Here is an 11,695-nt window from a genome sequence, read left to right on the forward strand (position 1 = left end):
GCGATGCACGATCACCACGACGACCCGCACGACCACCCGCACGCCCAGGCCGAGCCGGGTCCGGGCGCCGAGCGCTGGAAGCACGACGGCGTCCGGGTGATCCCCGGCGACAGGCTCGACGCCAACACGGCGCAGACGCCGGGCATGTTCCGGCAGGCGGCGATCAACCATGCCCGCGTCGGCGCGCAGAAGATCTGGGCCGGCACCGTGGCGATCGAGCCCGACGCCAAGACCGGGGTGCACCATCACGGCGCGCTGGAGAGCGTGATCTTCGTGCTGTCGGGGCGCGCCCGGATGCGCTGGGGCGACCGGCTCGAATACGTCGCCGAAGCGGGCCCCGGCGACTTCATCTTCGTGCCGCCCTACGTGCCGCATCAGGAGATCAACGCCTCGCCCGACGAGACGCTGCAATGCGTGCTCGTGCGCTCCGACAACGAGGCGGTGGTGGTCAACATCCCGGAGGTCGAGCCGGTGGAGCGGCCCGAAACCGTCCACTGGATCGATCCGATCCACAAGCATCCTTGAGGCCCGGCGCCGCGAGTGCTGAAACGGCGCAGGTCGCGGCGCGTTCTGCAATGCGGGCACCCGAGAGGCCCAGCGCGACATTCACCATCGGCCGGCGGGGCGGGACACCTTGGGACAGGACACGATGCGCCTCGGCGCGTTCTTCTACGCCACCGGCCACCACGTGGCGGGCTGGCGCCACCCGTCGAGCGAGGCCGACGGCGGCCTCAACCTCAAGCGCTATGTCGGCTGGGCGCAGCGGGCCGAGGCGGCGAAGTTCGACCTCGTCTTCCTCGAGGACGGCTCCGGCATCCGCGACTCGAACCTGCGCTCGAGCGAGCGGACCGCGCGCTCGGCGCATTTCGAGCCGGTAACGCTGCTGTCGGCGCTGGCCGCCGTCACCAGCCGGATCGGGCTCGTCGCGACCACCTCGACCAGCTTCAACGAGCCCTACAACGTCGCCCGGCGCTTCGCCTCGCTCGACCACCTCAGCGGCGGCCGGGCCGGCTGGAACCTCGTGACCTCCACGACCGACGCCGAGGCCGCCAATTTCGGCGAGGCCGGCATCGCCCGCCACGGCGACCGCTACGCCCGGGCCGAGGAGTTCGTCGACGTGGTGCTGGGCCTGTGGAACACCTGGGACGACGGCGCCGTCGTCATCGATCGCGCCAGCGGCCAGTTCTCGAAGCCGGACGGCTTCCGCCCGCTGAACCATCGCGGCACGCATTTCGAGGTGCGCGGACCACTCAACATCGCGCGCACGCCGCAGGGCCAGCCGGTGGTGGTGCAGGCGGGCTCGTCGGGGCCGGGCAAGGATCTGGCGGCCCGCACCGCCGAGGTCGTGTTCACCGCCAACCAGACGCTCGCGGAAGCGGTCGAGTTCGCCGGCGACCTCAAGGCGCGCCTGCCGCGGTTCGGCCGCGAGCCCGGCGACCTCAAGGTCATGCCGGGCCTGTTTCCCGTTGTCGGGCGCAGCGAGGCGGAGGCGCGGGCCAAGTTCGAGGCGCTGCAGGACCTGATCGACCCGGTGGTGGGCCTCGCCCTGCTCGAGCGGATGGTCGGCGGCTTCGACCTCTCCGGGTTCGATCCCGACGGCCCGGTGCCGGAGCTGCAGGAGGCCGAGGGCGCCAAGTCGCGCCAGCAGCTGATGTTCGACCTCGCCCGCCGCGAGGGGCTGACCCTGCGCCAGCTCTACCTGCGGATCGCCGGGGCGCGGGGCCACTCGCAGATCGTCGGCACGCCCATGCAGATCGCCGACGAGATGGAAGCCCGCTTCCGCGCCGGCGGCGCCGATGGCTTCAACATCATGCCCGCGACCCTGCCCGGCGGCCTCGACGACTTCATCGAGCTGGTCCTGCCGGAGCTGCGCCGGCGCGGCCTCGTCCGGACGGAGTACGAGGGCCGCACGCTGCGCGGGCATCTCGGCACGCGTCCGCCCGCGGGCTTCGGCCCAACGGCGCCGTCCGGCTCGGGCAGCGGCACGAAGGAGGGACGATGAGCCGGGACCGACGCCTGCATCTCGGGGCGTTCATGCGCCCGCTCGGCATCCATACCGCCTGGTGGCGCTATCCCGGCGGGTACCCGGACGCCAACTTCAACCTCGAGCATCTCGTCCACTTCGCCCGCCGGCTGGAGGCGGCGAAGTTCGATGCCTTCTTCATGGCCGACCATCTCGCGGTGATGAACATGCCGCCGGCGGCCTTGCGCCGCTCGGCCACCGTGACCTCGTTCGATCCGCTGACCCTGCTGCCAGCGCTCGCCATGGTCACCGAGCGCATCGGGCTGATCGCCACCGCCTCGACGACCTACAACGAGCCCTACCACGTCGCTCGCAAGTTCGCCTCGCTCGACCACATCTCGAAGGGCCGCGCCGGCTGGAACCTCGTCACCTCGGGCAATCCCGACGAGGCGCACAACTTCGGCCGCGACGCGCATGTCGAGCACGCCACCCGCTACGCCCGCGCCCGCGAGTTCTTCGACGTGGTGACCGGCCTCTGGGATTCGTTCGCCGACGACGCCTTCCGCATGGACCCCGAGAGCGGGCTGTTCTTCGACCCCGACAGGATGCACGTCCTCGATCACCGCGGCGCGTTCCTGAAGGTGAAGGGCCCCCTCAACGTCGCCCGGCCGGTGCAGGGCTGGCCGGTGATCGTGCAGGCCGGCGCCTCCGAAGCCGGACGCCAGATCGCCGCCGAGACCGCCGAGGTGGTGTTCGGGTCGAGCTCCACCCTGGAGGCGGGCCAGTCGTTCTACGCCGACGTGAAGGGACGCATGCCGGCGCTCGGCCGCGACCCGGAACACCTCAAGATCCTGCCCGGCGCCTTCGTGGTGCTGGGCGGGACCGAGGACGAGGCCAGGGACAAGAAGGCGCGGCTCGACGACCTCGTCCATCCCGACAGCGGGCTCGCCAACCTCTCGGTGCGCCTCGGCGTCGACGCCTCGGGCTTCGCCCTCGACGCGCCGCTGCCCGAGATCCCCGAGACCAACGCGAGCAAGAGCGGGCAGGCGCAGATCGTCGACTACGCTCGCAGGACCGGCGCGACGGTGCGGGAGCTGGCGCGCAAGGTCGGCGGCTACGGCGGCCTTCAGATGGTCGGGACCGCGGCACAGGTCGCCGACCGGATGGAGGAATGGCTCGACGGCCGGGCCTGCGACGGCTTCAACGTGATGTTCCCCTTCGTGCCGGAAGGCCTCGACGACGTGGTCGACCGGCTGGTGCCGGAACTGCAGCGCCGCGGCCTGTTCCGCCGGAACTACGAGGGGACGACCCTGCGCGACCATCTCGGCCTGCCGCGCCCGGGCAACCGCTTCTTCACCTGAGGGCGCACCCGGCAGACGATTCATCCCGGCACGCCCGTGCGCAGGTCCGAGGCGGATCGAAGCGCCGGGCGGCACCGCACGCCCGGATCGCCTCGACAAACCGGATGAAACGCCGTCAGATCGCAGCTCGAGAACCGCGCGGGGTCCCAGGTCGCACGCCAGAAAGAGCGACCGGCGACGTCCCGTCGGCGATCCGGGAGGAGAGTGCGATGCGTCGGAACGCGCTGCTGTCGGCCCTGGCCGTCGCCACGAGCCTGTCCTGCATCGGCGGAGCCGCCGCCAAGCCGCTCGCCTTCACCGGCATCCGGCTGATCGACGGCCTGTCGGCCGAGCCGGTCGCGGATGCGGTGCTGGTCGTCGACGGCGACCGCATCGTCGCGGCGGGGCCGCGCATGGCGGTCGCGGTGCCGTCCGACGCCGAGATCCGCGAACGGCCCGGGCACACGATCATGCCGGGACTGATCTCCGATCACTCACACGTCGGCATCGTAAGGGGCGTCGACATCGGCGCCTGGAACTACACGCGCGAGAACATCCTCGCCCAGCTCGAAGCCTACACCGCCCGGGGCGTCACCACGATCATGGCGCTCGGGCTCAACGGCGCGATCATGCCCGAGATCCGTAACGAGGCGCATGCGGGTCTCATCCCCGACGCCGACCTGTTCGGCGTCGACCGCGGCATCGGGGTGCCCGACGGCGGCCCGCCGCAGGCGATGGTGCGCGTCAGCCCGGATCAGCTCTTCCGCCCGGCGAACGCCGACGAGGGCCGCGACGCGGTCCGCGCGATGAAGGCGCGCGGCACCGACATGGTGAAGCTCTGGCTCGACGATTTCGGCGGCTCCGTACCGGCCAAGATGCAGCCTTCCGTCTACGCGGCGGTGATCGACGAGGCCCATCGCCTCGGCTTGCGGGTCGCGGCCCACGTCCACGATCTCGAGGACGCGCGGGCCGTGGTCCGGGCCGGAGCCGACGTGTTGGCGCACGGCGTCCGCGACAAGCCGGTCGACCCGGACTTCGTCGCGCTGCTGAAGGCGCACGACACCTGGTACATCGCGACCCTGGCCCTCGACGAGGCGACCTTCGCCTACGCCGACGCGCCGGCCTGGGCGCAAACGCCCTTCGTCCGGACAGCGCTCGCGCCCGACCTCAAGGCGCGGTTCGACGACCCCGCCTGGCAGCGCGACACCCGCGCGAGCGCCAAGGCGCAGGCCGCGCGCGACTCGCTGGCCACGAACCTCGCGAACCTCAAGAGGCTCTAGACCGCCGGCGTCCGGATCGGGTTCGGGACCGACAGCGGCGCGGCCCCCGAGCGCGTCCCCGGCGTGGCCGAGCACCGCGAGCTGGCGCTGATGGTGCAGGCCGGGTTCACGCAGATGGAAGCCCTGACCATCGCGACGGCGCGGGCGGCCGACCTCCTCGGCCTCGCCGACCGCGGCCGCCTGGAAGCGGGTCGCCGCGCCGATTTCGTCGTGCTCGCCGCCGATCCGTCCGAGGACATCGCCGCCAGCACCCGGATCGTCGAGGTCTGGCAGCGCGGGCGGCAGCAGGCGGTCGCCCCGTCTGCCGCGCCCTGACGGCGCGTCGCAGCGTCGGCATTTTGGCGGAGCCTGCGATGCTGCCCCGGCACGCCGGCCGAGGCCGAGCGCTCGCAGGACAGGGCGGAACCCCGCGTTCGCCGAGGCGGCGACGCGCCGCAGGGGCTCACGCGCCTGTGACGCGGCGGCTTGGCAACAATCGGGGGCGAGGGTGATTGGGCAGGGGCGCCACGGTCCTGGGCGCCCCTTTCATCCCCATACCGACGAGAGATTTATGACGCCTCAATTCTGGCTGTGGCTGGGCTTTGCAGGAATGGCGGCAGGCGCCGCCGTGATCCTGTTCATCGCGAAGCGGCGCACGCCCGCCGAAGAAGCCGACGGGATCATCCACGGAATCGTGCCGATCATCGCGGCCTGCTCCTACTTCGCCATGGCGACGGGCCAGGGCAGCATCATCCTTCCAGCCGGTCCCGATGCGGCGGAGGCTGCGCGGCAGTTCTACTTCGCACGCTACATCGACTGGACCTTCACCACGCCGCTCCTGCTCGTCGGGCTCTCGCGCACCGCGATGCATTCCGGCATGCGCCGGCCGGCCGTCGTCTGGGGGCTGATCGGCTCCGACCTGCTCATGATCGTGACGGCCCTGGCCTTCGGCCTGTCCGACGTCGCCGCCGTGAAGTGGACGTGGTTCGCCATCTCCTGCGGCGCGTTCCTGGCCGTGTTCTACGGGATCTTCGTGCAGCTGCGCGAGGAGAACGCCGGCGAGCGGGCCGACGTGCGCAAGGCCTTCCTGCGCAATGCCGTATTCCTCACCGGGGTGTGGTGCGCCTACCCGGTGGTGCTGCTCGTCGGCCAGGACGGCCTCGGCATCCTGTCGCCGAGCCTCGCGCTGGCGGTGATCGCGATCCTCGATCTCACCGCCAAGGTCGTCTACGGCATCATGGCGACGCTGGAGACGACCCGCGCCGTCGACCGCGACCTGGCGGAGGGGCGGACGGCCACGACGCCGCTGCGCCGGGCGGCCTGATGCCCCTGGCGGCTCGATCGTCCCTCTCCCGCCTCGCGGGGCCCGACGGCGCGAGCCGCCACCGCATCCATGCGGGGGTGACCGGCCTGCCGCAGCTCGCCGCCGCGCTCGTCGCGCTCGGGCTGGTCGCCTCCGCGTTCCTCCCGCGCGAAGCCTCCTGGCTCGTCGCCCTGACGGTCGTCATCGTCCTCGGCGTTCCGCACGGTGCGCTTGACGGCGCGGTGGCGGCCCCGCTGCTGCGCCCGCGCTACGGCCGGGCGTGGTTCGGGGTCTTCGCCGTTCCCTATCTCGGCCTCTCGGCCCTCGTCCTCCTGGCCTGGCAGATCGCCCCCCTTGCGACGCTTGCGGGCTTCCTCGGGTTGTCGGTCCTGCATTTCGGCGAGGAGGATTCGGGCCCGGGCCGACCATTCGAGGCGCTCGTGCGCGGTGGCCTCCCGATCGCCCTGCCGGCGCTCCTGCATCCGCCCGAGACGGCGGAGATCTTCTCGGCGGTCGCACGGGTGCCGATGCCGTCGCTTCCCGCCTGGTGGACGGCCGCCGCCTGGCTCTGGCTCGCCCTCGCGGCGGCCTGGCTCCTCGGCCGTCGCGTGCGGCCGGCGGTGCTGGCCGAGATATTCGTCCTGGCCGCTGCCTTCTGGCTGCTGCCGCCGCTCACCGCGTTCACCCTGTACTTCGTCGTCCTCCATGGCCCCCGGCACATGCGGGCGCTGGTGCGGGACCCGGCGAAGGCGCCCGGCGTCGACACGATGCCGCGCGCCGTCCGCGCCGCGCTGCCGGTCTTCGCGTTGACGCTGCTGCTCGGCGCGGGGCTGTGGCCGCTCTACGCCGCCGGCGCCGCGGATGCGCCGGCCAACCTCCTGACTCTGACGCTCCAGATGCTGTCCGCCCTGACCGTGCCGCACGTCCTCCTCGACCGCATCGCGAGCCGGTCGCACGGCTGATCCCGGAGCCTTCGATGCGCGGATCGCGCGGCGATCCAATCGGATCCGGCTCCGGGCTCGCCCGAGGGACCTCGGCATCGATCACTTCGGCATCGATCCTTCCGCGCCGGCCACCGCGGGCGAGCCCGGCGACGCGCAACGATCGTCACCGCGATCGCCCAGTGTCGGACAGTTCCGAACGCAAGTGCGACTCGCGGCAAGTGCATTCGACTGATGTTCCGAAGTCGCCGTCGGCGGTCGATCAGAGCCGCCGAGTGACTTTTGCCACACTCCCGACGCAAAAGCCGAGCTTGCAAGTCCCGTCGGCTGTCACCGGTCTCGGCTTGGCAGTACATTGGCGCAGCGTCGGTCGGAGCGTGCTTCGATCGGGCCGCAGGACATGGGACGCTCGGGATCATGATCATGGATGGTGGGCGTGCCGATGCCGGCGCGATGGACCGGACCGCTCGGCTTCGGACGGCGCTTCTGAGCCGCCGGTCGTTCCTGGCCGGCTCGGCGGTCGGCCTCGGCGCCCTCGGCCTCGGCAGCTGCGCGACCACCGACGGCATCCTGCTGGCCGAGGCGGCCAAGACCTACGGGCCGATGCCGGACGAGAAGTTCCCGATCCCGGCGGTCGACATCAGCAAGTTCGACCCGAAATACTATCGCCGGACGGTGCGCTACGAGACCAAGGAAGCGCCCGGCACGATCGTCGTCGATCCCGCCAACTACTACGTCTACCGCATCGAAGGCGACGGAGCCGCGACCCGCTACGGCGCCAATGTCGGGCGCGACGGGTTCCTCTGGCACGGCGACGCCTATGTCGGCCGCAAGTCCGAGTGGGCGACCTGGACGCCGCCCAAGGAGATGATCCGGCGCCAGCCGGAGGCGGCCCAATACGCCCGCGGCATGCCGGGCGGCCTCGACAACCCGCTGGGCGCCCGCACCCTGCATCTCTACCAGAACGGCGCCTACACGCTCTACACGATCTACGCCTCGAGCGAGCCCGACACGATCGGCACCGGCATCACGAGCGGCTGCGTCGGCCTGCTCAGCCAGGACATGATCCACCTCTACGCCCGGACGCTGGTGAAGACCAAGGTAGTCGTCCTCCCGGCGTAGCCGAACGTTCGACCCTGCCCGGGAAGCCGAGCCGGCGCGCGGTCTCGCGGCGGCGGTCTGCGCCGCGCCGAGGAAGGCGGGAAGTCAGGCGGAAGGGGTGTCCGCGAGTACGTTCGTAGATCTCCATTAGACGCAGTCCTTTACTGATTTTTCATCAATGCCTACCCACGTTCTCACCCACATACGTTCGACAAATTTAGGCGAACGATAGCGGACGAGGGCGGCCAGCCGCGGGGCCGCTAGCGATGTGACCAAGCGGTAATTTCATCGAAACAACTGACCGGTAAGTGTCGCCAGTTAGGCTTCGGTCAGACCGTCCGCGCCCGCTTGAGGTTGGCCCCTTCCTGCCTCACGCCGGGCGCGGACGTCATCACTCACGCGGCGCGGCCTAAAGCAGGCTGCCAAGGCCTGCGCGGCGAGCCAAATTCTCGGCTAGCCGCCGGCGCTCCCCTGCCAGGGCGAGAGCAGCATCGGACTCGTTGGCGAGCCGTTCGGCTCGAGCGAGGTCGGCGACGGCCCACCGGATGTTCGCGATGGCAAGAGCGGCGAGGAGGACTCTCATCGCCTGTCCCCCTGCCGTGCGGCATCCATGGCCGCCTCCCATTGCGCCGTCAGCTTTTTGCCGAGATCCACGATCGCATAAGCGACCGTGATCAGCGGCTTCGATCCATGGGCCTGCGCTTCGGCCATGGTGCTAACGACTTGGCCCCAGCGCGCCACGTCGCGATCGTCACCTTCTAGGTCGCCGATGGCCTCCCAAGCGGACGGATTGCTCATCGGCGAGCCTCCCGCCAATCGCATCCGACCGCTGCCAGAACCACCGGGGCGCGCGCCATGGCCTCGGCGCCGACCCTCTGCCACCAGCCCTCGTTCCCGAAGTGATCATCGAAATGAAACGTCGCGCCGGGACAGGTTTGCGGTATGTAGTACCCCTCGCCGATCCCCGGATAGAGAGCGTTCTGCAAAGCCCGCTGTTCGTAATGGAGCCACGCCGCATAGCTCTCGGCGCACGGGATGGAGGTTGCTTCGGCCGCTTTGATCGGGTTGCCGATGAGCGTCACGCCGCCGCCGATGAGCGGGAGCAAGACGAGGCCGCGGAGGAACCCGCGGCGGTCTGATGGGGCGCTCATGCGAACACCACATCGTTGAAGGCGCCGTGGCCATGCTGCTCAAGCGAGCCATCGAGGTCGCCGCAGCTGTTGTCGCCATCCTCGTCGTCCGTGGAACGGCCGAGCAGGTAGAGGCTACCGTCAGCCGCCCGCTCACATGTCATATGGTCGGCGTCTAAGTCCGGGTCGCCATCCAGGGTATCCAGTAGAGCAAGGTCGGCTTCGATGCGATCCGCAACGCGCTGGCGAAGGGCCTGCAGGCGCTCGTGGTCGGCATAGCAGAAGTGGCGATCCAAGCCTCGGCGGATCGCCTCGATGGCGTCGTGTGCGGCTTGGTCGGGATCGGCTGTCCGCATGGCACAAAGGGCCACGGTGACGGGACCAAGCTGCCTCCCAGCCCCGCGGGGTAATAAGGCCGACGGAGCGCCAGCCTGGGGTAATAAGGGCGTGCGTGTGCTATGGGCGTGGTTAGCAATGATCGATCTCTGCGGCTCGATGGTGGTCAGGCCCGCGCGGTGGTGCAAACACCGTTGCGGGCCGAGCCGATTTATAATATCGTCTAATGCATGGCGTCAATAGGCGATATTGGAAAAAAGAAGCGCGGTCGCCCGGCGACGGATGCGACGCCTGTCCTGGTGCGGCTGATGCCGACGCAGGTCTCTCCCCTCGACGCCTGGATTGCAGACCAGCCGGAGCCGAAGCCCTCACGTCCAGAGGCAATCCGACATGCCTTGACGGACTGGCTCACGGGCCAGGGGTACGTCCGGCATCGTGAGGATCCCGAGGGCGCGGATTAGGGCGTGTAGCCACTACGCCTACAGGAACTCAATTCGAAATTAGAGAAGTCGATCTACCAATGACAAAAGACAGCACGCTCACGCAAGCTCTGGCCAACGTGAGGCACCAGCGCGAGGCTCTTGAGGCTGAGTTTGAACGGGTGAGTGGCGAGCTATCGAAGCTCCGCTTGGCAGAGCGGTCGCTCGCATCGATCGTCGAGGGCACGCCGATGGAGGATAACACTGACGATCAGCCAAAGCGCCGTCGTGCTGCCGCTAGCGATGATCAACCTCGCGCTACCCGCGGTCCTCGTGGACCTCGGGCCAACTCCGCGAAGGGTCGGTTGAAGGCGCTCTTAGAGGAAGCCGGTTCGCAGGGCCTATCTCACGCGCAGATCACGGAGCGTTTGCATGACGTAGCTGCGAACACGTTGGCCACGTACCTTAGCGTGATGGCAACCAGTGGAGAATTGGTACGTCAGGGCGACTCCTATCGCTCTGGCACTCAAATTGCGGACCCAGGAAGCGACGATCCTAAGAGCCACGATCAGGAAAGCGAGGAAGCAGACGGATCGGATCATGATCAGGCGGACGATGATCGTGCTGAGGAAGCCGCGTAGGCCGAGGCCCTTCTGAGCTGGATCCAATTGGACTGCGACGAGCACTTGAAGGCGAAGGGCCGCCTGAAGTGAGCGCTACGCTAGATCCTGATCGCGCCTTCGCTCCGAGAGATGCTGATGCCCTACAGCCTCAAACGCCTCGCCCCCGGCAGTTTCGATCTCATCCTCGACGGCCAAGTGGTCGGCAGTTTGGTCCGCGATGTGTCGCGGGATGGGTACGAAGGCGATTTGGACAGCCGAACCACTCGCCGACAGCTCACCCTTGCCGGCGCCTTTCACAAGTGAGGCGCACAAGTTCCCGAACCTGAAAGCAGCGGCGGACTGGCTCGATGCGGACGTGCCGGATCTTTGACATACCACCGCGCCCGGCCAGGGGTACGTGCAGCACCGTGAGGATCCCGAGGGCGCGAACCAAAGGAACGATCGATGGCTGGCATCCCTGACTGCGAGATCGAGGACTCCCCGCTCGGCGGCAGCGTCACCCGCGACGGCGTCACGGTGCAGGTCCATATTTACCGGTTCGCCGGCACCGCGGACGAATGGACCCTAGAGGTCGTTGACCACGAAGGCGGGCACACGGCCTGGACCGGCACCTTCGCGAACGATGAGGACGCCTTCGAGGCTTTCGAACATGCGGTCGCCAAGGACGGAATACGTTCGTTCGTTGAGCAGCCGGTGGAGCACTGACCGACCACCCGTATGCGAAGGGTCATCTGAAATGAGCGACACGCCGGATCCTGACCGCGCCGCACGGGTAATTGCCGAGAACGTCTACGCAGCGCTCTGCCGGCAGGCGACGATGCCTGCTTACCTTCTTGAGGAGCAGACGATCGTCACGCGGCTTGTTGAAGCGATCCGTCCGCAGATCGGCATCGGCTCCACGGGAGCGATCGTCGAAGCGGCTAACGCTGCCTTATCGGCCTGGGAACAGCGTGATCCGGATGTCCGCGGTCCTCGCAGTTGATCAGACCGACGGTTCAGTGACCCTAGGGTAGCACTTCGGGGCTCGCTTTCAGACTGCCACGCTTCAGGCAGGCCTACGTCCGGCACAGCGTAAGACATTGAGGAGATCGCTGGCTCGGCTGCTCCTCGCTCTCTTCGATCGCAGCGTGGTCGTTTGTCTGCTGCCGGAGAGCTAGGGCCTGTTGTCGTCTGAACGGATTGGCTTGGCTAGCGTTTTCGTTTCTCTGAGCAGGAGGGACGATGCTGAGCGACGCCCAGTGGTCTGAACTGGAGCCTTTGGTCGAGGCCTGCCGGCCCAA

15 protein-coding genes are annotated in these 11,695 nt (G+C 68.9%); 12 read left to right on the plus strand and 3 right to left on the minus strand.

Annotated features, from left to right (window positions below):
- Positions 1-3: 3 nt before the first annotated feature.
- The 8 genes from FV227_RS13405 (at position 4) to FV227_RS13435 (ending at position 7,928) form a co-directional block, all read left to right on the plus strand.
- Positions 4-525: a cupin domain-containing protein gene (locus FV227_RS13405; protein ID WP_147726206.1), complete on the plus strand. Its 522-nt coding sequence runs from the start codon at positions 4-6 to the stop codon at positions 523-525.
- Positions 526-634: 109 nt separating this feature from the next.
- Complete coding sequence (locus tag FV227_RS13410) at positions 635-2,002, plus strand: LLM class flavin-dependent oxidoreductase (RefSeq protein ID WP_147859148.1); 1,368 nt, start codon at positions 635-637, stop codon at positions 2,000-2,002.
- A complete protein-coding gene (locus FV227_RS13415; RefSeq protein ID WP_147726204.1) occupies positions 1,999-3,324 on the plus strand; it encodes an LLM class flavin-dependent oxidoreductase in 1,326 nt (441 codons plus the stop codon). The genes FV227_RS13410 and FV227_RS13415 overlap by 4 nt, the downstream gene beginning before the upstream one ends.
- Before the next feature lie 209 nt (positions 3,325-3,533).
- Positions 3,534-4,583, plus strand: coding sequence for a hypothetical protein (locus FV227_RS13420; RefSeq protein WP_210246716.1), 1,050 nt, complete (start codon positions 3,534-3,536; stop codon positions 4,581-4,583).
- Between the two features lie 15 nt (positions 4,584-4,598).
- Positions 4,599-4,898 carry an amidohydrolase family protein gene (locus FV227_RS29510; RefSeq protein WP_210246717.1) on the plus strand — a complete coding sequence of 100 codons (300 nt, stop codon included), beginning with the start codon at positions 4,599-4,601 and terminating at the stop codon, positions 4,896-4,898.
- 235 nt (positions 4,899-5,133) lie between these two features.
- Complete coding sequence (locus tag FV227_RS13425) at positions 5,134-5,886, plus strand: bacteriorhodopsin (protein WP_147726203.1); 753 nt, start codon at positions 5,134-5,136, stop codon at positions 5,884-5,886.
- A complete protein-coding gene (locus tag FV227_RS13430) occupies positions 5,886-6,827 on the plus strand; it encodes a Brp/Blh family beta-carotene 15,15'-dioxygenase (protein ID WP_147726202.1) in 942 nt (313 codons plus the stop codon). Before FV227_RS13425 ends, FV227_RS13430 begins: the two co-directional genes overlap by 1 nt.
- 396 nt (positions 6,828-7,223) lie before the next feature.
- Positions 7,224-7,928, plus strand: coding sequence for a L,D-transpeptidase (locus tag FV227_RS13435; RefSeq protein WP_147859149.1), 705 nt, complete (start codon positions 7,224-7,226; stop codon positions 7,926-7,928).
- A gap of 558 nt (positions 7,929-8,486) precedes the next feature.
- Here the strand turns inward: FV227_RS13435 and FV227_RS13440 are convergent.
- Genes FV227_RS13440 through FV227_RS13450 form a run of 3 tightly spaced genes read right to left on the minus strand, consistent with a single transcriptional unit; the run spans position 8,487 to position 9,393 of the window.
- Entirely contained in the window at positions 8,487-8,705 is a 219-nt protein-coding gene (locus FV227_RS13440) for a hypothetical protein (RefSeq protein WP_147726200.1), read from the minus strand.
- Positions 8,702-9,058: a hypothetical protein gene (locus FV227_RS13445; protein ID WP_147859150.1), complete on the minus strand. Its 357-nt coding sequence runs from the start codon at positions 9,056-9,058 to the stop codon at positions 8,702-8,704. The genes FV227_RS13440 and FV227_RS13445 overlap by 4 nt, the downstream gene beginning before the upstream one ends.
- Positions 9,055-9,393, minus strand: a complete 339-nt coding sequence (locus tag FV227_RS13450) for a hypothetical protein (RefSeq protein WP_246686467.1) — start codon at positions 9,391-9,393, stop codon at positions 9,055-9,057. Before FV227_RS13450 ends, FV227_RS13445 begins: the two co-directional genes overlap by 4 nt.
- A 500-nt stretch (positions 9,394-9,893) precedes the next feature.
- On the opposite strand from FV227_RS13450, the gene FV227_RS13460 reads away from it, so the two are divergent.
- The 4 genes from FV227_RS13460 (at position 9,894) to FV227_RS13475 (ending at position 11,397) form a co-directional block, all read left to right on the plus strand.
- Positions 9,894-10,433, plus strand: coding sequence for a hypothetical protein (locus FV227_RS13460; protein WP_147726196.1), 540 nt, complete (start codon positions 9,894-9,896; stop codon positions 10,431-10,433).
- Positions 10,434-10,550: 117 nt separating this feature from the next.
- Positions 10,551-10,718, plus strand: coding sequence for a hypothetical protein (locus tag FV227_RS13465; protein ID WP_246686466.1), 168 nt, complete (start codon positions 10,551-10,553; stop codon positions 10,716-10,718).
- 141 nt (positions 10,719-10,859) lie between these two features.
- Positions 10,860-11,120: a hypothetical protein gene (locus FV227_RS13470; RefSeq protein WP_246686465.1), complete on the plus strand. Its 261-nt coding sequence runs from the start codon at positions 10,860-10,862 to the stop codon at positions 11,118-11,120.
- Positions 11,121-11,151: 31 nt separating this feature from the next.
- A complete protein-coding gene (locus FV227_RS13475) occupies positions 11,152-11,397 on the plus strand; it encodes a hypothetical protein (RefSeq protein ID WP_147859151.1) in 246 nt (81 codons plus the stop codon).
- Positions 11,398-11,695: the final 298 nt, after the last annotated feature.

The sequence above is a fragment of the Methylobacterium sp. WL119 genome (assembly GCF_008039875.1).
GTDB lineage: Bacteria > Pseudomonadota > Alphaproteobacteria > Rhizobiales > Beijerinckiaceae > Methylobacterium.